This window comes from Methylorubrum pseudosasae, assembly GCF_029504475.1.
GTDB lineage: Bacteria > Pseudomonadota > Alphaproteobacteria > Rhizobiales > Beijerinckiaceae > Methylobacterium > Methylobacterium extorquens.
Map to the genome: position 1 here is coordinate 3,500,976 of NZ_JAQGDU010000002.1, position 23,226 is coordinate 3,524,201.

The following is a 23,226-nucleotide window of genomic DNA, read 5'->3' on the forward strand; positions in this document are numbered from 1 at the left end:
GCCTTCAGGGCGATCGCCGGAAAGCGATAGCCCTGACTGTTTACCGGCCCCGGTTGTCAGCACCCGCCTCCGCCGATTCAGGCTTTCGCGTCGCGCGGGGCCGGCGTTGCTTCGGGTGACGCGTTCAAGCGGTCGGGTTGGCCGGGCCGGTCGGGATCGAATCCGGCAGGCCGGGGCTCTCGACGGGAATCTCGGTCGGCGTGGTGCTGGGAGCCTCGGCGGGCGTTCCGCCGGGGATTTCAGGGCCGGGACCGGGCTCGGGGATCTGGGGCGAGTCGGGCGTTTCCGGTCCAGGCGTCTCGGGGCCGGGCACGGGAGTCTCCGGGATCGATCCGGGATTGGCCATAGGGGTCGAAGCCTCGCTGGCGGCGGGCACCGTGCCGCCGTGTCACGCCAACGAGGCGTCGCCGGGCCGGTTCCCGTGGCTCGGTTCCCGCGACCTCCCGGCTCCGGCTACTTCTTGGTCAGGAGGAGCTTGTTGCCCTCCTTGCCGACGATCTTCTGGATCTTCTGAGCGAACATGGAGAGCAGCAACGGCATGCGCACCTCGACGCGCACCACGTCCTGGCCGACATCGATCTGGCCGTCCACGGTCTGGGTCATGGCCGTGACCGAGTAGTCGAGCCGGTCGCCGGTCCAGGCCAGGGTGTTGATGGCGATGCCACTCTTGCCGAGCGCCTCGCGCACGCGAACGGTGCCCTCGTCGATGCGCCGCCGGGCCTCGTCGCGGCCGAGTTCATGCGGAATCTCGACCACCATCGGCTTCGCCATCTCGGCTCCTCATCCCTTTGCAGCCCGGATCGAAATGCGTTCCGGGCCTGCGCGTCATCGATTGAGACGAAGATGGGAAGGGGGCGGTTCCCCGGCAACGCCGGATGGAACGGAGGCGGTGTTCGCCTCAGCGCACCACGTTGAGCGAAACGTAGCTGACGCCCGACATGCCGATGGCGCGGGCGGAGCCACGGGCCAGATCGATCACCCGGCCGCCGATGAACGGGCCGCGATCGTTGATGCGCACCACGACCGAGCGGCCGTTGGACTGGTTCGTGACGCGGACGCGGGTGCCGAAGGGCAGGCTACGGTGGGCGGCGGTGTAGCCGTTGGGGTTGAACCGCTCCCCATTGGCCGTCTTCTTGCCGCTTCCGTACCAGGAGGCCCGGCCACCCTGGGCCTGGGCGGGCAGCGCCGAGAGGGCGCCGATGACGGTGGCGAGGCAGACGGCAGCGGTCCGGATAGAAACCTTCATCGAGGATCGCATTCCCTTGTTTTTGCGACGTGTTGTGAGCGCCGCGGAAAATGAGCCCGATCCCGGCTAAAATAAGACCGGGATTTTGCGCCGCGGCATGAGCCCTGAATCAGACTATCGAGCGCGGTTTCGGGGTTTCCCGTCGCGGCAAGAATTGATTACTTGGCTCGACGCGTGCGCTCGGTCTCTCGATATCCACAAAACTTGTCGCGAAAGAATTCAGCGCCGCTCCGCACGCGGCCGGGAAAGCCTTGACAAAGCTTCGGGCGCGCTTGCCCGAGCGGCAGCGCACCCTTGCGTTTGATGCATGGCGAAACCCGGCAAAAACTGCCGCCCCATATCGAGACGCAACCGTACGGCGACGGCAAACGCGACCTTTACCGTGATCGGGCCATGGTCCGGTTGTCAGTCGCGTAACCGGTGTTTGCCATGGCTTCCCCGCGTACCGCGGTCGTCGGCGCCACCGCCCGGAATCAAGTCTCGCGTACCGGGCGGATCGCGTCGGCGCCGCGGATGGGTCTTGCACCCTCCGTTCAGCGTCTTCCCAGCACCTTACCCCTCGACGAAATCCTGATCGGCGACTGTATCGCCGCGATGGATCGTCTGCCGGCGGAAAGCGTCGACTGTGTCTTCGCCGACCCGCCTTACAACCTCCAGCTCGGCGAGGCGGGATTGACCCGTCCCGACCAGAGCGTGGTCGATGCCGTCGACGACGACTGGGACAAGTTCTCCAGCTTTTCCGCCTATGACGACTTCACCCGCGCCTGGCTGAAAGCCGCGCGCCGCCTGATGAAGCCGAACGCCACGCTGTGGGTGATCGGTTCGTACCACAACATCTTCCGGGTCGGCAGCGCGTTGCAGGATCTCGGTTACTGGATCCTGAACGACATCGTCTGGCGCAAAGCCAACCCGATGCCGAACTTCCGTGGCAAGCGCTTCACCAACGCGCATGAGACCCTGATCTGGGCCTCGCGCTCGCCGCAGGCGAAGTACACCTTCCATTACGATGCCCTGAAGGCCGGCAACGAAGACCTTCAGATGCGCTCGGACTGGTTCATCCCGCTCTGCACGGGCGAGGAGCGGCTGAAGGACGAGGCGGGCCGCAAGGTCCACCCGACCCAGAAGCCGGAAGCTCTTCTGGCCCGCACGCTGCTGGCGGCGACCAATCCCGGCGACGTGGTGCTCGACCCGTTCTTCGGCACCGGCACGACCGGCGCGGTGGCCAAGCGCCTTGGCCGCCACTTCATCGGCTGCGAGCGCGACCCGACTTACGCCACCGCGGCGCGGGCTCGGATCGACGGCATCGAGAAGCTGTCCGCCGCCTCGCTGGCGCTCGCGACGCCCAAGCGGGCGGAGCCGCGCATCCCGTTCCTGAGCGTGGTCGAAGCGGGCCATGTCCGCCCCGGCGAGACGCTGACCGACGAGCGCCGCCGCTTCCGGGCGACGGTGCGGCCGGACGGCCAGCTCAGCGTCGGGCCGGCGATGGGCTCGATCCACAAGGTCGGCGCCCTGGTGCAGGGCCTGCCCGCCTGCAACGGCTGGACCTTCTGGCACGCCGAGCGCGGCGGAAAACTCGTCTGCATCGACGATTTTCGGACTGAGATGCGGGGCCAAGCCGGGGCTTAGCGCTCGTCTCGGTTTCGAAAGGACAAGTCCTTTCGCGGGTGCAGGGCAGAGCCCTGCATCTTTTTATCGTGTTCGAACCGGTTTCGGTGCCTTCTTCACGATCCGCGCCAGATCCGAGGGCCGCGACGAGGCGAGCTTCGGGATCGGCCCACGCCGCGGCGGCGGCTCGGGCTCCGGGATCGTGGCGAGATCGGGTTCGCGGACCGGAACCGGCTTTGGCGCCACCACGGGCACCGGGCCGGTGAGCGCGTGGGCGAGCACCTTCTTCATCGCACCGGGCAGCGGCTCGGTCTCGAGCGCATCGCGGGGGGTGAAGCGCATGCCCTCCGGCGGCTTCGTGTCCGCCGCGACGCGGGCGAGAAACACCGTCAGTTCGAGCGGAAAATGGGTGAAGCCGTGCTTCACCACGCCGGGCAGGCGCTTCCAGCGGGCATCGAGCGGCGCGTCGAGCAGGCCCTTGGCCGGATCGTAATCGGGCAGCCAATCGCTTGTCGGCGGTTCGGCCATGGCGCCGAGCAGGCCTTCCGGCGGCCGCGTGCGTAGCAGGACCGCCTCGTCGCCGGCCCGCAGCGCGACGAAGGCCGCGCCCTTTCGCAAAATCCCCTTCTCCTTCTTCACTTTACGCGGAAATGTCTCCTGCAAACCCTCGGCGCGGGCGCGGCAGGGCAGCATCCAGGGGCAGAGGGCGCAGGCTGGCCGCTTCGGGGTGCACAGCGTCGCGCCGAGATCCATCAGCGCCTGCGCGAAATCGCCCGGCCGGCGGTCTGGCACAAGGGCCTGGGTGAACAGGCGAATCTGGGCGCGGGCGGCGGGAAGCGGCGTCTCGATGGCGTGGAGACGGCTCATTACGCGCTCGACATTGCCATCGACCGCCGCCGCCGGCCGGTCGAAGGCGATCGCGGCGATGGCGCCGGCCGTGTAGGCGCCGATGCCGGGCAGCTTGCGCAGGCTGTCTTCGGTGTCGGGAAACCCGCCGGCGCTCGCGACCGATTTGGCGCAGGCATGCAGGTTGCGGGCGCGGGAATAGTAGCCAAGCCCGGCCCAGGCCGCCATCACCGCCTCTTCCGGCGCGGCCGCGAGCGCCGCGACGCTGGGAAACAGCGTCAGGAATTTTTCGAAGTAGGGTTTGACCGCCGTGACGGTGGTCTGCTGCAGCATCACTTCCGAGAGCCAGACCCGGTAAGGGTCGGGTGTCTCACCCGGCAGCGCCCGCCAAGGCAATGCCCGGCGGTGGCGGTCGTACCAAGTGAGGAGGTCGGCGGCCGAGGCGGCGGGCATGGCCCGTCCATAGCGGGAGCGCGGCTGCGAAAACAGCGCCTTGCCGAAATGTGACGCGGCGGCGTCCTCGCTCCCTCGTGCGGCGCTCCCGACTCCCGTGCCGGCCGCAATTCGGGTAGGTTGTGAATGGGGCGCGTCCGTTATGCGGCCCTTGTGTTCCGGAGTGCCGATGGCGCGCGTCAAACCGCTGAGCGAACTGATCGAGGGCTGCATCGGCCCGGCCTTCGCCGCGCAGGGCTTCGCCTCCTCCGACATCCTCGCCGCGTGGCCGGACATCGTCGGCGCACGGCTCTCCGAGGCCTGCCAGCCGGTCAAGCTCGAATGGCCGCGCCGGGCCCGCCGCGACGCGGAGGGCCGGCCGGAGCCCGGCACCCTGGTGGTGCGGGTGGAGGGTGCCTTCGCCCTCGAACTCCAGCATCTCGCGCCGATCGTGATCCAGCGCGTCAACGCGCATTACGGCTGGGCCTGCATCGGCAAGATCGTCATGCGCCAGGACCGCGTGCATCGGGCCACACGCCGCGTCCCGCAGAAAACCCTCGACCCGGCGCGGCGCGGCGAGGTGGCGCTGGCAGTGGCGCGCATCGAGGAAGAGCGCCTGCGCGACGCTCTCGACCGGCTCGGCATCGCCGTGGTCGCGCGACGATAGCGACGCGGGCCGGAGCCTCGTGCGGAGGACCTGAGCCGGGACGAGGCTCGGGACTCTCGTTGTGGCACCGTCTTTCTGCCGAAAGCCGGCACCACCTTTCGGACCGATGCTTTGACGGCGCATCAATGCAAGGACGTGCGGGCGGCGGCGCGGCGTGATAAGCGGCTCGCGAAAGGCCGTGCGGCGACGCGTCCCCCGGCCGGACGGAGCCGTTCCGTCCTATCCTGCGCGGTATCGGGCCGAATGCGGCCCGCGAACGGAGCCCGCCCCTGCCATGATCACCCGGCGCGACGCCCTGAAACTGACCGGCCTTGCCCTCGGCACCGCCGCCCTGCTCCCCCGCCTGACCTTCGAGGCGCTGGCGCAATCGGCCGACACGGCCGCGCTGATGCAGCCCGGCCCCCTCGGCGATGTCTGGCTCGGGCCGGCGGACGCCAAGGTGACGATCATCGAATACGCTTCGATGACCTGCTCGCACTGCGCGCACTTCCACGCGACGACGTGGCCGGTGCTGAAGGAGCGCTACATCGACACCGGCAAAGTGCGCTTCACCCTGCGCGAGTTCCCGCTCGATCCGCTCGCCACCGCCGCCTTCATGCTGGCCCGCTGCGACGGCGAGGCGAAATACTACCCGATCACCGATCTGCTGTTCGACCAGCAGCAGAACTGGGCCTTCGTGCGCAAGCCGCAATCGCCCGTCGATGCCCTGGAGCAGCTCCTGCGTCAGGCCGGATTCTCGAAGGAGAAGTTCGAGGCCTGCCTGAAGGACCAGAAGACCTACGCCGCCATCAACGCGGTCAAGACCCGCGGCCTCGACACCCTCAAGGTCGAATCGACGCCGACCTTCTTCATCAACGGCGAGAAGCGCGCCGGCGCCCTCTCGATCGAGGAAATGGAGAAGATCATCAAGCCGATCCTGGGGGCCTGATCCGGCTTCCGAAAGCCGTGGAAAAATGAAGAATTATGTTGTTTCATCAACAGCTTAACAGGCAGTTTGGCCGCCTTGACACTCAAGGTTGGCGAAACTATGGTGCGCCGCGCCGAGGGGGTGAAACCTTTCCCTCCGCTCCCGACGACATGTGGGGTCGCCCGTGAGTGGCGGCCCGGCAGATGATGGGAGCGGGCCGGAAAAGGCTCCCGCCGACGGCGATCTCTCCGCGAGGCTCAAGCGTCTCGAGACGCAGCTCGAAGGCAAGCGGCCCAGCGCCGGGCCCGACAAGCTTGCGCGCACCGGCACGTCCGGCGGGTCTGCCCCGCTCGGTCAGGCCATGCGGCTCTCGACCGAGTTCATCGCGGGCGTGATCGCCGGGGGAATCCTCGGCTACATCGTCGATCATCTCTTCGGCTCCAAGCCGTGGGGCATGATCGTGCTGCTGATGCTGGGCTTCGTGACGGGGATCTACAACGTCATGCGGGTCAGCGGCTTCAGCACCAAGAAAACTGAGAAAGATCGCCGGTAACGGTCTCCAAGACGCCTCAGGGGTCTTGAGACTCGCCCGGCATCGTGTAAGGGCGACGCGCGACAGACGGGAGCCGCAAAGGCTTCCTCGCGCGACACACAAAGGGGCGGAAGCGGGCACATGGCGGTCAGTATCGACCCGATCCACCAGTTCGAGCTGCAGCCGCTCGTCTCGCTGGGTCACATCGGCAACCAGCAGCTCGCGTTCACGCAATCGGCTCTGTACATGTTCGCCGCGGTGGGCATCATCGCGCTGCTGACCATCGTGGCGACCTCCGGGCGTTCCGTGGTTCCGGGCCGTCTCCAGGCGCTGGCCGAGACGCTCTACGAATTCATCGCCGATACGGTGCACCAAGCGACCGGCGAGGACGGCAAGCGCTTCCTGCCGCTCGTGTTCTCCCTGTTCATGTTCGTGCTCATCCTGAACCTGCTCGGGATGATCCCCTACGCCTTCGCGGTGACCAGCCACCTCATCGTCACCTTCGGCCTCGCGCTGGTCGTGATCCTGACCGTGGTGATCTACGGCGTGGCCAAGCACGGCACCCACTTCCTCGGCGTGTTCGTGCCGTCGGGCGTGCCGAAGCCGCTGCTGCTCATCATGGTGCCGATCGAGATCGTGTCGTTCCTGTCGCGGCCGATCAGCCTCTCGGTTCGTCTCTTCGCCAACATCCTGGCCGGCCACATCGCGCTGAAGATCTTCGCCTTCTTCGTGGTCCAGCTGCTGGTTGCCGGCGCCTGGGGCGTGCTCTCGCCCCTGCCGCTTGCGCTCACCATTGCGCTGACGGCTCTCGAGTTCCTCGTCGCGGCCCTTCAGGCTTACGTCTTCGCGACGCTGACGGCGGTCTATCTCGCCGACGCCCTCCACCCCGGCCACTGATCCGTCCCGGCCGGACCCTTCCGCCCTCAACGAACCCCGTTCGAACTTCAGGAGTGTTTCATGGATCCCGTCGCTGCGAAGTACATCGGCGCCGGTCTCGCCTGCCTCGGCATGGCGGGCGCCAGCATCGGCCTCGGCAACCTGTTCGGCCAGTTCTACGCGGGCGCTCTGCGCAACCCGTCGGCCGCCGATAGCCAGCGCACCAACCTCCTCCTGGGCTTCGCGCTCACCGAGGCGCTCGGCATCTTCTCGCTGCTCGTCGCGCTGCTGCTCCTCTTCGCCGTCTGACGCGTCGTTCTTCGGGGGAGCGCGGGCCGGCTAGAGAGTCCGCCCCGCGCTCCCCCGCTCGTTGAGAGTGCCTCGCGAAACCTCCTCTGCGCTGTCGTCCGTCCTTCGTCACGGCGGCGCAGAGGAGGTTTCGTGAGAGACACCGATCCGGCCGCTCCGCCCGCGGAGCCGGCCTTCCGACGTCACCGGACAGGGCCATGGCCGAGCAGAAGAATCCCCTCACGACCCCCTCCCCGAACGCGGACACGACGATTGTCCCGGCGGGAAGCCCGCACACCCATACCGAGCAGCCCTCCGGCGGCCATGGCGGTGCCTTTCCGCCCTTCGAGAGCCACACCTTCCTCTCGCAGTTGATCTGGCTCGCGCTGGCCTTCGGCCTGCTCTACTACCTGATGTCCAAGGTTGCGCTGCCGCGCATCGAGGCGATCCTCGGCAACCGCGCCGGCCGGCTCTCGTCCGATCTGACCGAGGCGCAGCGCATGAAGACCGAGGCCGACGCCGCCGGCGCCGCCTACGAGAAGTCTCTGCGCGAGGCCCAAGCGAAGGCACAGGCCATCGCCCAAGAGACCCGCAACTCCCTCTCGGCCGAGGCCGACGCCAAGCGCAAGACGCTTGAGGCCGAGCTGAACCAGCGGCTCGCCGCCTCCGAGGCGACCATCCGCACGCGCACGACGGAAGCCATGGGCAATGTCCGCGCGATTGCCGGCGAGACCGCCTCGGCGATCGTCGAGCGGCTGACCGGCCAGGCCCCCGACCAGGCGAGCCTGAACCGCGCCCTCGACGCGACGCCCGCCGTACACTGATCCGAGGGCCGGCCCGTTGCCGGCCCCTCCCATCCGACCCCGCCCCGGCCCGCCGGGCGGAGGGCCGATCAAGGGTTTGAGACCGACATGTTGTTGACCGCGGAATTCTGGGTCGCCGTCGCCTTCGTGGCGTTCCTGGTCATCGTCTGGCGGGTCGGCGGCTTCTCGATGATGACCAACGGGCTCGACAGCCGCGCCAAGCGCGTGCGCAACGAGCTCGACGAGGCCCGCCGCCTGCGTGAAGAAGCCGCGGCCGTGCTCGCCGACTACAAGCGCCGCCGCACCGAGGCCGAGCGTGAGGCCGAGGCCATCATCGCCGGTGCCCGTGAGGATGCCGAGCGCATCGCCGCCGAGGGCCATGCCCGCCTCAACGATTTCGTTGCGCGCCGCACCAAGAGCGCCGAGGCCAAGATCGCCCAGGCCGAGGCGCAGGCCTCCGCCCAGGTTCGGGCCGCGGCGGCCGACGCGGCCGTGAAGGTCTCCGAGACCCTGCTGCGTGAGCGCCTCCAGGGCGCCGCGGCACAGGATCTCCTCCGGGCCAGCCTCGGCGACGTGAAGAGCCGCCTTCAGGCCTGAGCCTGACGCTTCCGATCGAACGTGCCCTTGCCGGGTTTCGGTAAGGGCACGGCGCAAATCGGCAAGCGGCAGCGATCGGAGCCGCTACGGTTCGCGGACGTGCTCGCGGGCCGGCCTGTTACCGACTTGATCGGTCCTGCGACACCCGGCCCTGCCGGGTGTTTTCGCGTGTGGGGGTAGCCGAATGCGCTGCGGTGCCGCAGAACGGGGCTGATCCCGTTAAAAATTTTGAAGACAGGCGAAAAATCACCTGTGCTTGGCCTGTGCTGCCGCGGCGTGTACGAATAGTGCCTGAAAAACACCCCCGTGAACGCCGACGGGAGAGCGGGTGGGTTTGCCCGTAAACAACGAAAAGAGGCTACGCTCATGAGCGCCGGAACTGCGACCGACACCACCGACCTCGACTCCTTCTTCTCGGCTCATCTTGCCGAGACCGATCCCGAGATCGCCAAGGCCATCTCGCAGGAGCTGGGCCGGCAGCAGCACGAGATCGAGCTGATCGCGTCCGAGAACATCGTCTCGCGCGCCGTGCTCGAAGCGCAGGGCTCGGTCCTGACCAACAAGTACGCCGAGGGTTATCCGGGCCGGCGCTACTACGGCGGCTGCCAGTTCGTGGACATCGCCGAGGAACTCGCCATCGACCGGGCCAAGCGCCTGTTCGGCTGCGGCTTCGCCAACGTGCAGCCGAATTCCGGCTCCCAGGCGAACCAGGGCGTGTTCATGGCCCTGATGCAGCCCGGCGACACCTTCCTCGGCCTCGACCTCGCGGCCGGCGGCCACCTCACCCACGGCGCCCCCCCGAACGTCTCGGGCAAGTGGTTCAAGCCGGTCTCCTACACCGTGCGCCGCGAGGACCAGCGCATCGACATGGAGCAGGTCGAGCGCCTCGCCCAGGAGCACAAGCCGAAGGTGATCATCGCCGGCGGCTCGGGCTACCCGCGTCACTGGGACTTCGCGAAGTTCCGTGAGATCGCCGATTCCGTCGGCGCCTACTTCTTCGTCGACATGGCCCACTTCGCCGGCCTCGTCGCCGCGGGCCTGCATCCCTCGCCGTTCCCGCACGCGCACGTCGCCACCACGACGACGCACAAGACCCTGCGCGGCCCGCGCGGCGGCATGATCTTGACGAACGACGAGGCGCTGGCCAAGAAGTTCAACTCGGCGATCTTCCCCGGCCTCCAGGGCGGCCCGCTGATGCACGTCATCGCCGCCAAGGCGGTGGCCTTCGGCGAGGCGCTGAAGCCCGAGTTCAAGATCTACGCCAAGCAGGTGATCGACAACGCCCGCGCGCTGGCCGACACCATCATCTCCGGCGGCTACGACATCACCTCGGGCGGCACCGACAACCACCTGATGCTGGTCGACCTTCAGAAGAAGGGCCTCACCGGCAAGGCGGCCGAGGCGGCGCTCTCCCGGGCCGACATCACCTGCAACAAGAACGGCGTGCCGTTCGACCCGCAGAAGCCGACGATCACCTCCGGCATCCGTCTCGGCACGCCGGCCAGCACCACCCGCGGCTTCGGCGTCGCCGAGTTCAAGCAGGTCGGCTCGCTGATCGTTCAGGTGCTCGATGGCATCGCCGAGAAGGGCGATGGCGGCGACGCGGCGGTCGAGGCGGCGGTGAAGGAGAAGGTTCACGCCCTCACCGATCGGTTCCCGATCTACGCCTGAGCCTGACGAAAAACACCTCCGGCCCGTGACGCGGGCCGGTGCGGCCGCGGATCTCCCGATCCGCGGCCGCTGTCGTTTCGGAGCCGCCTCAAAGTTAATCCACGTAAGGTTTGTCGTTCCGGGGAGTGTACACGTCGTTGCATCCTTGAAATGATGTGGGTCGAGCCATCCTTCACCTGAAGGTTGCGCGGCACCGCTCGGGAGGGCGACCCTGCATCTCTCGCTTCACACGGATTACGGCCTGCGTCTGCTCATGCACCTGACGCTGGCCGAGCGGGGCGTCTGGGTCGCGACCCCGGCCGTCGCGCAACGCTTCGACATCTCGGTGCACCACCTCCAGAAGATCGCCCAGACGCTGGTCCGCGCCGGTGTCGTCGAGGCGAGGCAGGGTCGTTCCGGCGGCGTGCGTCTCGCACGGGACGCGCGCGAGATCCGGCTCGGACGGCTCGTCGCCGATCTGGAGGGGGTCGGTACCGTGGTCGATTGCCGGCGCGACCCCTGCCCGCTCCTGGGCCGGTGCCGTCTCAAATGGGCCTTCGACGCGGCGGAGCAGGCGTTCTTCCTCGAACTCGACCGCCTCACCCTCGCCGACGTGGTGGCCGGGCCGACAGCAGCCGCACTCCGCGCCCTCTTCCGCGCCGAGCCGGGAGACGGGGGGGCGACGCCCGCCGCGCCCGTTCCGACCGATCCGACTCCTAGCAATTGAGCGGCTCCTGGCAATTGAGCGGCGGGTGGGGCAGAGAGGGGCGGCTTTTGAGAGCGTCCGGGATGAGGTGGTGAGCGCGCGATGCGGTGTCCGTTCTGCGGAGGTCCCGACACCCAGGTGAAGGATTCGCGGCCGAGCGAGGATTCCTCGGCGATCCGCCGCCGCCGCGTCTGCCCGGATTGCGGCGGTCGCTTCACGACCTTCGAGCGGGTGCAGTTGCGCGAACTCGTCGTGCTCAAGCGCTCGGGCAAGCGCGTGCCGTTCGATCGCGACAAGCTCCAGCGCTCGATCGACGTGGCGCTGCGCAAGCGCACGGTCGATCCCGAGCGGGTGGAGCGCCTCGTCAGCGGCATCACCCGGCGCCTGGAGAGCGGCGGCGAGGGCGAGGTCACCAGCGAGGCCATCGGCGAGGCGGTGATGGAGGGCCTTAAGGGGCTCGACGACGTCGCCTATGTCCGCTTCGCCTCGGTCTACAAGAATTTTCGCGAGGCGCAGGACTTCCAGGATCTGCTCGGCACTCTCGGGGAGCGGTTGGAGGGCGAAGGCGACCTGCCCGAAGAGGGGGACGCTGTGCCCACCCCTCCCGACGAGGCGGTTGCCGCCCCACGCCGCGGCCGTCCGGCCCGGAAGCGGGCGTGACGGGGCGAGCCGTGGACCTGTCCGAGCAGCAAGCCCTCGACCGGCGCGCCATGCGCCTCGCCCTCGCCCTGGGGCGGCGCAATCTCGGCCGGACCTGGCCGAATCCGAGCGTCGGCGCCGTCGTCGTGGCCGAGGGCCGCATCGTCGGGCAGGCGGTGACGGCGGTCGGCGGTCGCCCGCATGCGGAGCCGCTGGCGCTCGCCATGGCCGGCGAGGCCGCGCGCGGGGCCACGCTCTACGTCACCCTCGAGCCCTGCTCGCATCACGGCCGCACGCCGCCCTGCACCGACGCGACGATCGCCGCCGGGATCGCCCGCGTGGTCACCGCGATCGAAGATCCCGATCCGCGGGTGGCCGGGCGCGGCCATTCAGGTTTGCGCGCCGCCGGGATCACGGTGGAAACCGGCCTGCTGCGCGAAGAGGCCGCCCGCGATCATCGCGGCCATTTCTCCCGCGTGACGCGCGGGCGCCCGAGCCTGCACCTCAAGCTCGCCCGGACCCGCGACGGCTTCGCCGCGCCCTCGACTGGCGAGCGGCTGAAGATCACAGGTTCGGTCGCGGATGGCGCGGTGCATCTGTGGCGGGCCCATGCCGACGCGATCATGGTCGGCATCGGGACGGCTCGCGCCGACGACCCCTCGCTGACCGTCCGGCTTCCGGGGCTCGCCGCGCGCTCGCCGCTGCGGATCGTGCTCGACTCGACGTTGCGCCTCAACCCCGCCAGCCACCTCGTGCGCGGGGCCCGCGACCTGCCGACCCTGGTTCTCACCGGGCGCGGCGCCCCGGCCCATGCCCGGCGGATGCTCGCCTCCTTCGGCGTCGAGATCGCCTTCGTCCCCACCGACGCGCAGGGCCGCATCGATCTGCCCGCCGCGCTGAAAGCGCTGGCGGAGCGCGGCCTGACCCGGATCTGCAGCGAGGGCGGGCCGGCGCTTGCCGACGCGCTCGCGGCGCACGATGTCATCGATGCCTGCACGCTCATCACCGGCTCCGTCACGCTGGGCGAGGCCGGCGGCTTGCCGGCGCTCGGGGCCAACCTCGCCCGCCGCCTCGCCGACGGCTCCCTGAGCATGGTCGAGACCCGCGATTACGGCCCCGACACGGCGGTCACCTACGAGAGGATCTGACATGTTCACCGGACTCGTCAGCGATGTCGGCCGCGTCGTCTCGGTGGAGGGCTCGGAGCGCCTGCGCCGGATCGTGATCGAGAGCGCCTACGACCCTGCCGGCATCGCGCTCGGCGCTTCGATCGCCTGCTCGGGCCCCTGCCTCACCGCCGTTGCGGTGGAGCCGCAAGGGGCGGGCTGCCGCTTTTCGGTCGATGCCGCCGCCGAGACGCTCGCCCGCACCACCGTGGGCGCGTGGCGCGAGGGCACGCGGCTCAACCTCGAACGCTCGCTCAAGCTCGGCGACGAACTCGGCGGCCACCTCGTCACCGGCCATGTCGACGGCGTCGCCGAGATCCTCGCCCGCGAGACGGTGACCGGCGAGGACAACCCCTGGGGCGCGAGCGAGCGCTTCACTCTGCGGGCGCCGGCCGCGCTCGCAGGTTTCATCGCCGAGAAGGGCTCGATCTGCCTCGACGGCACCTCACTCACCGTCAACGCGGTCTCGGGCCACGATTTCTCGGTGCTGCTGATCCCGCACAGCCTCTCGGTCACGACCTGGGAGGAGCGCCGCGAGGGGGATCGGATCAATCTGGAGGTCGATCTGCTCGCCCCGCTACGCCGCGCGCCTCGCCGAGACGCGCGGGTTGTTGCCGGCGTAAGGACCGGTCCAGCTTACTTGCCGTCGTAGGAGGCGGCGAGACTGTTCATGATCTGGTTCGTCTCGGCGTCGTACTTCTTGTCACCCTCCGGCGAGGCCCAGTAGCTCACCAGCAGATGGCTCTCGGCTTTCGGCACGACCGAGAGGTAGCGCAGCACCGTCGGCTTGCCTTCATAGGTCGCCGGATATTCGGTGACTTTGAGGGCGTAGGTCGGGAAATCGACCTCCTTCGACTGGCCCTCGCCCGTTACCTTGACACCTTGTTCCTTGAAGTAGGCGTTGTGCTCGCCGAGCAGGGTGTCGAACTGGGCCGGCTTGTAGCTCTCGAACCAGAGGTAGATTTCCTCGTCCGCGGTCCGCGCCTGGACGCCACGGTCGATCGTGGTCACCTTCCACGCGGCCGGGATCTCGACGGAAATCGGTCGATCTCCGGGGACGACCGTGACCTTCTTGGCGAGGGCGGCACTGCCGGCCAGCAGAAAGAAGGCGAGTGCCGCGCCGGCCAAGAATTTCGGCGATCCGATTGTCATAAATATCCCCTGTCGGCCCGCCTCGTTGTGAACGAGCCGGCGTTAGACTTGCCGTTGGTCGCGGTTTTCGGCAATGCACGACCGTCCCAAATCGACAGAAACCTTTTCGCCGCGACCGAGCGCCCCGAAAATCGTGTCGATTGGGTCTCCGCATTGGGTGCCCGCAGGATGCCTCTCCGGTTCGACAAGTTTTCGTGAGAAGGTCACCGGATCATTTGTGAGGAAGACTTAACCCTTCCCATCGAATCCTCCGCGTCGATTCGGATTCGCTTCGTGAAAGGGCGGTCGCCACCATGACGGTTACAGGACGCCGCGACCGGGTGCTGGCGGCGCTGACCGCGCTGAGCGGTGCCCTCCTCCTCGCCGTCCTTCTGGGACGGGGCGCGTTGCGCGATGCTGGCTTCAACTCGCACGGGGCGCTGGCCGACGCATTCCTGCACGGCCGGCTCTGGGTCGAGCGATGCCCCGAGATCGATTGCGCCGTGTTCGAGGGGCGGACCTACATCATCTTTCCGCCGCTGCCGGCACTGCTGCTGACGCCGTTCGTCGCCCTGTTCGGCTTTCCCGGCTTCAAGGGCTTCGTGCTCCTCGGCCTGGGCCTGTCGGCCCTGAGCCTGCTCGCCTGGAGCCGCATCTTCCGCGCGCTGGAAATCGAGCGCGGGCAGGCATTGTGGCTGCTTGCCGCGCTCGCCTTCGCGAGCCCGCTCTATCAGGTCACGCTGCGCTCCGACGGCGTCTGGTTCTTCTCCCAGACCGTCGGCTTCCTGATTATGACATTGAGCCTGTGGGCGGTGATCTGCCGGGCTTCGCTGCCGCTCGCCGGATTGTTCGTCGGCCTCGCCTTCCTGTGCCGGCAGATGGCGATCTTCTATCCGCTGTTCCTGCTGGTTCTGGCCCTGCCCCGCGGGCGCCCGCTGCTGGCGAATCCGGCTTCGGTGGCGAAATCCGCGATGCTGGCGGGCCTGTCCGTCGCGGCGGCCATCGCCGTCTACTGCGCCTACAACGCCGCGCGCTTCGGAAGCCCGTTCGAGACCGGCTACGCCTTCATCCACAATCCCGGCCAGGACAGCTTCATCTGGCGGCGCATCACCGAGGGCGGCCTGTTCTCGCGCGACTACCTGCTGTTCAACACGCTCTACCTGTTCCTGCAGGGGATCCATTTCGAGTTCGGCGGCCCCCGGCTGACGGAACTCGTCGGCTTCGACAAGGCCGGTACGGCACTCCTCGTGGCGAGCCCGTGGCTGCTGCTGGCCTTCTACGCGCGGCTCGACCGGGTCTTCGCCGCCGGGGCGGCAACCATCGCGGTCATCGCCGGGATCACCCTGTTCTACCACTCGAACGGCGCCGAGCAGATCGCGACCCAGCGCTACGCCCTCGACTGGCTGCCGATCCTGATCGTGCTGATGGCGCGTGGGGAACGCCCGCCGGCTTTCGCCGCCCTGCCGATCCTCGTCACCTGGGGCGTCGTCGCCAACCTCGCCGTGGTGACGCTGCTGGCCCTCTACCGGCTCTGAGGCTGAGGCCGCAGGGTTGCGCCGAAGGTGAGAAGCCGGTGGCCGAGATAGTTTGCCACGGCGCCGACGGCGATGCCGACGCCGTGGCCGAGGGCTTGCGCCACGGCCGGCTTCAGATCCGGCAGCAGGCCGGTCAGGCCGTCGATCATCAGCGTGCTTACCGCGAGGACCACCGCGGCGCCGACGGCGTTGACCGCGAGGAACGAGGCGAGCTGCCCGGAGAGCGACCCGTGCGAGGCCGCCCGGAACACGAAGGCGCGGTAGAGACAGAAGCCGGCGGCCATGCCGATGCCGTAGGCCACGATCAGGGCGGCCTCGAACGGCAGCACCAACGAAAGCAGGATCCGCGCGAGCCAGTTGATCGCCGCCGCCGAGCCGCCGGCGATCAGGAAGCGGACGACCTCGCTTCGCATCACAGCCCGAACCCTTGTGGCAGGAGGCCGGGCGGTAAACCGAAGGCTGCTACCGCGAAGGCGAGCCCGGCCACACCCGCGAGCACGAGGCTCGGGCGGTCCCTGACCGCGAAGGCGACTGGGTCGTCGTGGAGCGCGTCGCGGCCCGCCAGCAGCCAGACCCGGCCCATGAACAGGACGAGGATCAGCGGGAAGCTCCACAGGGCCAGCGGCGCGGCGAGCGCCGCGTGGCGGAACGCCTCGTTGGCTAGATACAGGATGAAGATGACGACGCTGGCGAGCCCCGAGGCGATGCCGAAGGCGAGCACCACCGGCTCGTCCGCCGGCTCGTAGCCGCGCCCGGCGATGGTGCCGGCCTGGCCGCGCCGCGCGGCCCCGCGCAGCTCCGTGTGGCGCTTGGCGAAGGACAGCGAAGTGAACAGGAACATCGAGAAGGTCAGGAGCCAGGGCGACCACGCCACCGCGACCGCCGCGACGCCGACCGCGATGCGCAGCGAGAACAGGCTCCCGAGCGTCAGCGCGTCGAGCATCGGCACTCGCTTCAGCCACGCGGAGTAGGTCAGCGTCAGGGCGAGATAGGCGAGCACGCCGGTGAGCACCGCCGCCCCGGCCCAGGCCGCAACCGCCAGCCCGCCCGCGAGGCCGAGCACGATTGCCGCCAGACCGGTGGCGATGGGAAGCCGGCCGCTCGCAAGGGGGCGCTCGCGCTTCGACCAGTGCGCCCGGTCGTGGGAGAGGTCGAGCAGGTCGTTCAGCAGGTAGCTCGCCGAGGCGACGAGTCCGAGCGCGAGGAAGGCCAGGCCGGCGCTCCCCCAGGCCTGCGCGTCCCCGGCCCGGCCGCCGAGAACGAGCGGCACGAAGACCAGGGCGTTCTTGGCCCATTGGTGCAGGCGCAGGGCCTTGAGCAATGCGCGCGAACGCGAGGCGGCGGGAAATTCCTCGACCGGCTTGCCGAGCCGCCGGGCGGCGCGGAGCACGGAACCGGAGGCTCCGACAACGATCACCCGCCGGGCTGCGGCCCAGACCGGGAGGTCGGCCGCGGCGTCCCCCGCGTAATCGAAGCCCTGCGGGTAGAGCGCCCGCAGCTGCGCGGCCTTGGCCTCCCCTTTGAGGTTCCGCACCCCGTCGCTCGCCACCACACGGTCGAAGACGGGAAAACGCCGCAGGGCGCGCAGGGCCATCAGCTCGTCGGCGGCCGTGGCAAGCACGATCTCCTGGCCCGCCGCCTTTTGCGTCTCGATATGGGCGAGCAAAGCCGCGTTGGACGGCAGGGTCGCGACGTCGAGCACGGCGCCTTCCGCGATGCGGCGCTTGAAGAAGGCCCGCCCCCGCGGCAGCCACAGCAGCATCACCAGCAGCATCAGCGGGTTGCGCCGCAGCAGCGCGATGATCCCTTCCAGAAGCAGGTCCGTGCGCAGCAGCGTGCCGTCGAGGTCGATCACCAGCGGCACCGGCCGCAACGCCGAGGCCGCGTCCTCGATCAGGATGGGGGCCGCCTCCGCCCTTCGCGCATGCGCCGTCGCCATGCTGGATAACCCCCGTTTCCAGTGCGGGATCGATGGTCGAAGGCCCGCAAACTTGCGTTCGACAGTCTATTGCCGGGACAGACTTCGGTCCGGTTAATAAGGGGCACCGCAGGTTGTGGCGGCGGTACTTCCGCCTGATTTGATTGATCAAACCTTCCCGGGCCAACCGAAAGGCGAAGCTTCTCCGGGCCGGAACATGCGCCCCGGTCGCGCACCCGCCGCGCCCCGTGCCGCTTGTGGAGCCCGCGGCACTTGGGCTAACCCTCCGGCCCGCCCCGAACATTCGTGAACTCGCCCCGGAACGACAGTCGCATGGTCTCCCAACGCCGGGACGCGGACGCGCCCAAGGACAGCCCCAAAAGCATCCTCGAAAGCCTCGCCGGCACCCGCGTGCTCGTGGTCGAGGCGCGCTACTACGACGACATCGCCGACGAATTGCTGGCGGGCGCCCGCGCGGCGATCGAAGCGGTCGGCGCCGAGGCGCGGGTCTTTACGGTGCCGGGTGCCCTCGAGATCCCCGCCGCCATCGCGATCCTGATGGATGCCGGCCGCAAGGCCGGCGGCCCCTACGATGCGGCGGTGGCGCTCGGCTGCGTCATCCGCGGCGAGACCGGCCATTACGACATCGTCGCCGGCGAGAGCGCCCGCGCGCTGATGGACCTTTCCGTGGCTGAGCACCTGCCGCTCGGCAACGGCATCCTCACCGTGGAGACCATGGAGCAGGCGCTCGCTCGCGCCCGGGTCTCCGACATGAACAAGGGCGGCGGTGCAGCGGAGGCGGCCCTGAGCCTCCTCGCCATCAAGCGCGCCGCCAATCTGGAACCCGCCCGATGACAGACCCCGCCGCGACACCGGCCCAACCGAAGCCGAACGCCCGCACCGGCGCCCGCCTCGCCGTGGTGCAGGCGCTCTACGAGATGGAGATCTCGGACAAGGGCGTGATCGAGGCGCTCGCCGAGTTCGAGGCCTTCTGGATCGGTCAGGAGGTCGATGGCGTCGTCCACCCGCCGGCCGAGATCGCGTTCTTCCGCGACGTGCTCCGTGGTGCCGTGGAGGAACAGCGCGCCATCGACCCGAAGCTCGATACGGCGCTGGCGAAGGGCTGGCCGCTGCGCCGGCTGGAAGCGGTGCTGCGCGCCATCCTGCGGGCGGGCGCCTATGAGTTGATGTTCCGCCGCGACGTGCCGGCCCGCGCCGCGATCTCGCAATATGTCGAGGTCGCCTACAGCTTCTACGGCGGCGACGAGCCGGGCATGGTCAATGCCGTGCTCGACCGGGTCGGCCGCGAAGTGCGCTCCACCGAGTTCGGCATCCCGGCCGCTCCCGGCCCGGCGAAGAAGGGCTGACCGGAATGGCCCGCGCGGGCGAGGAGGCGCTGATCGCGCGCTACTTCGCGCCGCTCAGCGGCCCCGGCGCCGAGGGCCTGCGCGACGACGCCGCGAGCCTGACGCCGACGCCCGGCCACGACCTCGTGGTGACCGCCGACGCCATCGTGGCCGGCGTTCACTACTTTCCCGACGACCCGCCCGGCTCCATCTCCAGCAAGGTGCTCGGCGTGAACCTGTCGGATCTCGCCGCCAAGGGCGCCACTCCGCGCGGCTTCCTCCTCACCCTCGCACTGCCGGACGACTGGACCGAGGCGTGGCTCGCGGGTTTCGCCGAGGGTCTTGGTGAAGCAAGCCGCGCACATGGCTGCCCGCTGCTAGGCGGTGACACCGTGCGCTCCGGCGGCCCGGCGCTGATCGGCGTGACCGCCTTCGGCGAGGTGCCGGCCGGTGCGATCCTGCGGCGGCAGGCGGCGCGGGCCGGCGACCGGCTCTGCGTCAGCGGCACCATCGGTGACGCGGCTCTGGGCCTGGCCCTGCGGCTCGCGCCCGATCCCGCGCTGGCGCCCGTCCACCGTGATGCGCTCCTCGATCGCTACCTTCACCCGCGCCCGCGGCTGGCGCTCGCCCCCGTGCTGCGGCGCCCACGCCCGCGCGGCCATGGACGTCTCGGACGGACTGGCGGGCGATCTGACGAAGATGTTCGCTGGCACCGGCCTGACCGCGCGGATCGACGTGCCGGCGGTGCCGCTCTCCCCGGCGGCGCAGGCGGCCATCTCCGGCGACGCCAGCCGGCTCGATACGGCTCTCACCGGCGGGGACGATTACGAGATCCTCTGCGCGGTGCCGCCCGGTTCCGTAGGCGCGTTCCTGGCCGAGGCCCGGGCCGCCGGGGTGCCCGTTGCCGAGATCGGTAGCGTGGAAGCCGGCGACGCACCGCCTCGCTTTCACGACGCGCACGGGCGCGCGATGGACGTCGCCCGCGCCTCGTTCAGCCACTTCTGAAGCGTCCTCTCCGCTTGGCGGCCTGAAGCCTGATCGCGGCCCAAAAAACGCCCGATCACGGCGTCGCAGCGGGCGTTGCATGAGGGACACCACGGCCACCAATGGCAAGCCGGTTCAGGCCTCGATCCCGGTCTGGCGCCGGCTCAGAGCCCAGACCCGCTCCTGCAAAGCCTCGTCCCGGCTGCGGGCGGACGAGGCGGTCTCGCGGCTCTTGGCGAAGTAGCGCCCGCTCACGCCGTCGAGTTCGGGCGCAGTGGCGACGTGGAGCGAGGTCCTGGCGCCGGCCTCGGTCGAGATCAGGAACGGGCGGATCAAGCTCCAGGCGAAGCCGAGCCCGCCCCTCGTGTTCTTGGCGAAGTCACTCGCCACGACGCCCGGATGCACCGCGTTGACGGTGATGCCGGTTCCGGCCAGCCGCCGGGCGAGCGCGTAGGTGAACAGCACGTTGCCGAGTTTGGCCTGGGCATAGGCCTTCATCGCCGCGTAGCGGCGCTCGCCGCCGAGATCGTCGAAGTCGATGCGCCCGCGGGTATGGGCGGCGGAGGCGAGGTTGACGATGCGGGCACGGGGCGCGGCTTCGAGCGGGCGACGCAGCTCGTGCGTCAGCAGCACGTAGGCGAGATGGTCGATGGCCCAGGTCCGCTCGATCCCGTCGGCCGTGACGTGGCGCTCCGAGAAGATCGCGCCGGCATTGTTCACGAGGAGGTCGAGGGCGGGGTAGCGCGCCCTCACCTCGCCCGCGAGCCGGCGGATCTCGGCTTGGCTCGACAGGTCGGCAAGAAAGACGTCCGCCGCGCCGCCGGTCTCCCGGCGCAGTTGCGCGGCGGCGCGTTCCGTACGCTCGCGGTCGCGCCCGACGAGGCCGACGCGCGCTCCGAGGCGGGCCAGCCCGAGGGCCGTCTCGGCGCCGATCCCGGAGGAGGCGCCGGTGACGAGGGCGGTGCGACCGTCGAGGCGCACGGTTGGAGCCGGCGGCTAGAACACCACCTGACCGACGGCCAGTGCGATCACCACGATGACGATAGCGACCACCAGGAACAGGCCGAACAGGATGCGGGCGATCGAACTCGCGCCGGAGGCGATGCCGGTGAAGCCGAGGCCGCCGGCGACGAGCGAGATAACGAAGGCGATAGCAGCCCACTTGAGAAGCGTCATGGCAGTTCACTCCGAAACAAAAGCGGAGCAGTAACGGCCAACGACCCGGCGGCGTTCCGTCGCGGTCCGCGCTTTACGCGCTTCGTTCTCCGGCCGCCCGCCGCACCAGCACCTCCGCCAAGGTGTGATAGAGGCCGCCGCGGCAGACCAGCTTCGAGACCGCATCCGCGACCAGCGCTGCGAGCATCAGCGGAATCATCATCGCGTGGTTCTGGGTCATCTCGGTGACGATGACGAAGGAGGTGATCGGCGCCTGGAGCACGCCGGTGAGGTAGGCGGTCATGCCGATCAGCACCAGCGCGCCGACCGGCACGTCCGGGAGGAACAGGCTCGCCTCCGCGCCCAGCCCGGCGCCGACGGCCAGCGACGGCGCGAACAGGCCGCCGGGGATGCCGCTGATCGAGGACAGGACGGTCGCTAGGAACTTGAGCGGGGCGAAATCCCAGCGCGGGTCGTTGCCGGCGTGGAGGAGCGCCCGCGCCTCCTCGTAGCCGGTGCCGTAGACGGTGCCGCCGGAGGCGAGCCCGCACAGGGCGACGCCGAGCCCGCACAGGCCGGCGAACAGGACGGGACGGCGCCCGATCATCCCGCCCACCCGTCCCGGCAGGCCGCGGCCGAACGCGATGACGATGCGGCTGAACAGCCCGCCCGCGAGGCCGCCCGCCACGCCGAGCAGCGGCACCGCGAGCCAGCCGGCGGCCAGCGAGAGCCGCGCGTCCGACGTGCCGAAATAGGTGTAGTCGCCGAGGATCGCCAGCGAGGTCAGGCCGGCGGCAATGATGGTGGCGACGATCAGCGCGCTTCCGCGGCTGTCATAGGCCCGGCCGAGTTCCTCGATGCCGAAGACGATGCCGGCCAGCGGCGTGTTGAAGGCCGCCGCCACCCCGGCCGCGCCGCCCGCCAGAAGCAGGCCGCGCATCCGCTCCGGGCTCAAAGTCCCGAAGGCGGCCATGATCGCCGCGCCGACCTGCACGGTCGGCCCTTCGCGGCCGATCGAGGCGCCGCACAGCAGCCCGAGGCACATCACGACGATCTTGCCCGCGGCGACCTTGAGCGAGACCAGCGCACGGCGCGCCGGCCCGGCATCCAGGGCGCGCGCGGCGATCACCTGCGGGATGCCCGAGCCCTGGGCATTCGGGAAGACGGTGCGGGCGAGCCACGCGGCAAGCGCGAAGCCGGCCGGGCACAGCAGAAGCGCCAGGGCCGGCGAGGTGTGAAGCCCGTGCCGGAAGAGTTCCTGCGCCGCATCGGCCGCCTTGGCCATCAGCACGGCCGCCAAGCCAACGCAGACGCCGCCCACCAGGAACAGGCTCCGCCTGCGCCAGGTCGTCCATGCATCGCCGGAGGCACCGCGCAGCCGCGACAGGGCGGGTCTCAGGTCCGTGGGTCGCAGCGGCATGGGGGCGGATCACGCAAGGGATGGGCCGTGTCGCCTGCACCCTGGCGGTGAAATCGGCGCGGAGCCATCGCCGCGGCGCGATGATCCGGCGCGAACGTCCCTTCCGGTGTGGAAGGCGAGGCCGGGCGCTGCAACAAATGGTCTCGGTTGCGAGATGGATGAGGATCTGCGCGTTTAGAATGCTTCATGACACCTCCGGCTTGCCGTGACCCATGCCGGGTCCCGAACGGCCGGCGGTCGACGCGGGCGAGGCGTGAATCCGGGGAACCGGGCCACGCGGCAATCAGCCAGGGAGACGGCATGGGGCGGCTGACCACGGTACCCGCGAGCGCGGTCCTTCTCGGCATCGCGGGGTTGATTCCGTTCGTGGGCTTTGCGGCCCTATCGGTCAGCGGCACGGATGTCGGGCTCGGCACCATCGGCTTGTCGCCGCGCACCATCCTCTCGGCCTACGGCGCGGTGATCGCCTCGTTCCTCGGCGGCATTCGCTGGGGGGCGGCGGCGGCACGGGGGGCGGGCTGGCGCGATTACGGGCTCGCGATCGTGCCTTCGCTGCTCGCCTGGGCGGCGCTCGCCGCGCCGCCGCCCCTGGGATCTCCGGACCCTCGGCGCGCTCGTGCTGCTGTGGGGCATCGTCGATCAGGATCTTCCCCGCCGCGGCATGGTCCCGGTCTGGATGGGCCGCCTGCGGCTGGCCCTGTCGGCGGTCGCCGGGGCGGCGCTGCTCGTGGCAGCGTGACCCGGTTCAACCGAAATCCGATCGATTGCTTCGCAATG

General features: G+C 69.6%; 25 protein-coding genes and 3 pseudogenes. 18 read left to right on the top strand and 10 right to left on the bottom strand.

Annotation, left to right across the window (positions count from 1 at the left end; all coding sequences use genetic code 11):
* Nucleotides 1-124 precede the first annotated feature (124 nt).
* From M2437_RS17445 to M2437_RS17455, 3 genes are all read right to left on the bottom strand, one after another.
* Nucleotides 125-346, bottom strand: a complete 222-nt coding sequence (locus M2437_RS17445; protein WP_003601109.1) for a hypothetical protein — start codon at nucleotides 344-346, stop codon at nucleotides 125-127.
* A gap of 107 nt (nucleotides 347-453) precedes the next feature.
* The gene (locus M2437_RS17450) at nucleotides 454-771 is read right to left on the bottom strand and encodes a polyhydroxyalkanoic acid system family protein (protein WP_003601110.1); all 318 of its coding nucleotides are present in this window, start codon (nucleotides 769-771) and stop codon (nucleotides 454-456) included.
* A gap of 127 nt (nucleotides 772-898) precedes the next feature.
* Nucleotides 899-1,246, bottom strand: a complete 348-nt coding sequence (locus M2437_RS17455; RefSeq protein WP_003601112.1) for a septal ring lytic transglycosylase RlpA family protein — start codon at nucleotides 1,244-1,246, stop codon at nucleotides 899-901.
* 429 nt (nucleotides 1,247-1,675) lie between these two features.
* Between M2437_RS17455 and M2437_RS17460 the strand changes: the two genes are divergently transcribed.
* Nucleotides 1,676-2,872, top strand: coding sequence for a site-specific DNA-methyltransferase (locus M2437_RS17460; protein ID WP_277570358.1), 1,197 nt, complete (start codon nucleotides 1,676-1,678; stop codon nucleotides 2,870-2,872).
* 63 nt (nucleotides 2,873-2,935) lie between these two features.
* Here M2437_RS17460 and mutY read toward each other — a convergent pair whose 3' ends face one another.
* Nucleotides 2,936-4,150, bottom strand: a complete 1,215-nt coding sequence (gene mutY / locus M2437_RS17465) for an A/G-specific adenine glycosylase (protein WP_253388202.1) — start codon at nucleotides 4,148-4,150, stop codon at nucleotides 2,936-2,938.
* Nucleotides 4,151-4,319: 169 nt separating this feature from the next.
* Here mutY and M2437_RS17470 point away from each other — a divergent pair, with 169 nt between their 5' ends.
* The 12 genes and pseudogenes from M2437_RS17470 (at nucleotide 4,320) to M2437_RS17525 (ending at nucleotide 13,583) form a co-directional block, all read left to right on the top strand.
* Entirely contained in the window at nucleotides 4,320-4,796 is a 477-nt protein-coding gene (locus tag M2437_RS17470) for a DUF721 domain-containing protein (protein WP_012254466.1), read from the top strand.
* 274 nt (nucleotides 4,797-5,070) lie between these two features.
* The gene (locus M2437_RS17475; RefSeq protein ID WP_003601120.1) at nucleotides 5,071-5,724 is read left to right on the top strand and encodes a DsbA family protein; all 654 of its coding nucleotides are present in this window, start codon (nucleotides 5,071-5,073) and stop codon (nucleotides 5,722-5,724) included.
* A gap of 163 nt (nucleotides 5,725-5,887) precedes the next feature.
* Nucleotides 5,888-6,256 (top strand): AtpZ/AtpI family protein, encoded by a 369-nt coding sequence (locus M2437_RS17480; RefSeq protein WP_003601122.1) that lies wholly within the window; start codon nucleotides 5,888-5,890, stop codon nucleotides 6,254-6,256.
* A 120-nt stretch (nucleotides 6,257-6,376) separates the two neighbouring features.
* Entirely contained in the window at nucleotides 6,377-7,132 is a 756-nt protein-coding gene (locus M2437_RS17485) for a F0F1 ATP synthase subunit A (protein WP_003601124.1), read from the top strand.
* A gap of 60 nt (nucleotides 7,133-7,192) precedes the next feature.
* Nucleotides 7,193-7,420: a F0F1 ATP synthase subunit C gene (locus M2437_RS17490; protein ID WP_003601125.1), complete on the top strand. Its 228-nt coding sequence runs from the start codon at nucleotides 7,193-7,195 to the stop codon at nucleotides 7,418-7,420.
* Between the two features lie 197 nt (nucleotides 7,421-7,617).
* Nucleotides 7,618-8,223 (top strand): F0F1 ATP synthase subunit B, encoded by a 606-nt coding sequence (locus M2437_RS17495; RefSeq protein WP_012254465.1) that lies wholly within the window; start codon nucleotides 7,618-7,620, stop codon nucleotides 8,221-8,223.
* Nucleotides 8,224-8,313: 90 nt separating this feature from the next.
* Entirely contained in the window at nucleotides 8,314-8,799 is a 486-nt protein-coding gene (locus tag M2437_RS17500; protein WP_173390183.1) for a F0F1 ATP synthase subunit B family protein, read from the top strand.
* Nucleotides 8,800-9,165: 366 nt separating this feature from the next.
* On the top strand, nucleotides 9,166-10,470 hold the full coding sequence (gene glyA / locus M2437_RS17505; protein ID WP_003601128.1) for a serine hydroxymethyltransferase: 1,305 nt from the start codon (nucleotides 9,166-9,168) through the stop codon (nucleotides 10,468-10,470).
* Nucleotides 10,471-10,681: 211 nt separating this feature from the next.
* Complete coding sequence (locus M2437_RS17510; protein WP_082490285.1) at nucleotides 10,682-11,176, top strand: RrF2 family transcriptional regulator; 495 nt, start codon at nucleotides 10,682-10,684, stop codon at nucleotides 11,174-11,176.
* An 81-nt stretch (nucleotides 11,177-11,257) separates the two neighbouring features.
* The gene (gene nrdR / locus M2437_RS17515; RefSeq protein ID WP_056118099.1) at nucleotides 11,258-11,815 is read left to right on the top strand and encodes a transcriptional regulator NrdR; all 558 of its coding nucleotides are present in this window, start codon (nucleotides 11,258-11,260) and stop codon (nucleotides 11,813-11,815) included.
* Nucleotides 11,816-11,865: 50 nt separating this feature from the next.
* Nucleotides 11,866-12,942, top strand: coding sequence for a bifunctional diaminohydroxyphosphoribosylaminopyrimidine deaminase/5-amino-6-(5-phosphoribosylamino)uracil reductase RibD (gene ribD, locus M2437_RS17520; protein WP_253389639.1), 1,077 nt, complete (start codon nucleotides 11,866-11,868; stop codon nucleotides 12,940-12,942).
* Between the two features lies 1 nt (nucleotide 12,943).
* A pseudogene (locus M2437_RS17525) lies at nucleotides 12,944-13,583 on the top strand (riboflavin synthase).
* A 13-nt stretch (nucleotides 13,584-13,596) separates the two neighbouring features.
* Here the strand turns inward: M2437_RS17525 and M2437_RS17530 are convergent.
* Nucleotides 13,597-14,112: a hypothetical protein gene (locus M2437_RS17530; protein WP_253388204.1), complete on the bottom strand. Its 516-nt coding sequence runs from the start codon at nucleotides 14,110-14,112 to the stop codon at nucleotides 13,597-13,599.
* Between the two features lie 293 nt (nucleotides 14,113-14,405).
* Between M2437_RS17530 and M2437_RS17535 the strand changes: the two genes are divergently transcribed.
* Nucleotides 14,406-15,626: a hypothetical protein gene (locus M2437_RS17535; protein WP_253388205.1), complete on the top strand. Its 1,221-nt coding sequence runs from the start codon at nucleotides 14,406-14,408 to the stop codon at nucleotides 15,624-15,626.
* Here M2437_RS17535 and M2437_RS17540 read toward each other — a convergent pair.
* Both M2437_RS17540 and M2437_RS17545 read right to left on the bottom strand, forming a co-directional pair.
* Complete coding sequence (locus M2437_RS17540) at nucleotides 15,614-16,039, bottom strand: GtrA family protein (RefSeq protein ID WP_253388206.1); 426 nt, start codon at nucleotides 16,037-16,039, stop codon at nucleotides 15,614-15,616. The genes M2437_RS17535 and M2437_RS17540 overlap by 13 nt on opposite strands.
* On the bottom strand, nucleotides 16,039-17,565 hold the full coding sequence (locus M2437_RS17545) for a UbiA family prenyltransferase (RefSeq protein ID WP_253388207.1): 1,527 nt from the start codon (nucleotides 17,563-17,565) through the stop codon (nucleotides 16,039-16,041). The genes M2437_RS17540 and M2437_RS17545 overlap by 1 nt, the downstream gene beginning before the upstream one ends.
* Before the next feature lie 312 nt (nucleotides 17,566-17,877).
* Between M2437_RS17545 and ribH the strand changes: the two genes are divergently transcribed.
* The 3 genes and pseudogenes from ribH (at nucleotide 17,878) to thiL (ending at nucleotide 19,895) form a co-directional block, all read left to right on the top strand.
* Nucleotides 17,878-18,399 (top strand): 6,7-dimethyl-8-ribityllumazine synthase, encoded by a 522-nt coding sequence (ribH, locus tag M2437_RS17550; RefSeq protein ID WP_003605626.1) that lies wholly within the window; start codon nucleotides 17,878-17,880, stop codon nucleotides 18,397-18,399.
* Nucleotides 18,396-18,911, top strand: coding sequence for a transcription antitermination factor NusB (nusB, locus tag M2437_RS17555; protein ID WP_003605627.1), 516 nt, complete (start codon nucleotides 18,396-18,398; stop codon nucleotides 18,909-18,911). Before ribH ends, nusB begins: the two co-directional genes overlap by 4 nt.
* A 5-nt stretch (nucleotides 18,912-18,916) precedes the next feature.
* Nucleotides 18,917-19,895, top strand: a pseudogene (gene thiL, locus M2437_RS17560) (thiamine-phosphate kinase).
* 114 nt (nucleotides 19,896-20,009) lie between these two features.
* On the opposite strand, the gene M2437_RS17565 reads toward thiL, so the two are convergent.
* From M2437_RS17565 to M2437_RS17575, 3 genes are all read right to left on the bottom strand, one after another.
* A complete protein-coding gene (locus M2437_RS17565) occupies nucleotides 20,010-20,855 on the bottom strand; it encodes an SDR family oxidoreductase (protein ID WP_253388209.1) in 846 nt (281 codons plus the stop codon).
* 15 nt (nucleotides 20,856-20,870) lie between these two features.
* On the bottom strand, nucleotides 20,871-21,050 hold the full coding sequence (locus tag M2437_RS17570; RefSeq protein ID WP_003597909.1) for a DUF1328 domain-containing protein: 180 nt from the start codon (nucleotides 21,048-21,050) through the stop codon (nucleotides 20,871-20,873).
* Between the two features lie 73 nt (nucleotides 21,051-21,123).
* Nucleotides 21,124-22,449 carry a chloride channel protein gene (locus M2437_RS17575; RefSeq protein ID WP_253388210.1) on the bottom strand — a complete coding sequence of 442 codons (1,326 nt, stop codon included), beginning with the start codon at nucleotides 22,447-22,449 and terminating at the stop codon, nucleotides 21,124-21,126.
* 300 nt (nucleotides 22,450-22,749) lie between these two features.
* Between M2437_RS17575 and M2437_RS17580 the strand changes: the two are divergent.
* Nucleotides 22,750-23,188 (top strand): annotated as a pseudogene (locus M2437_RS17580) (DUF3429 domain-containing protein).
* Nucleotides 23,189-23,226: the final 38 nt, after the last annotated feature.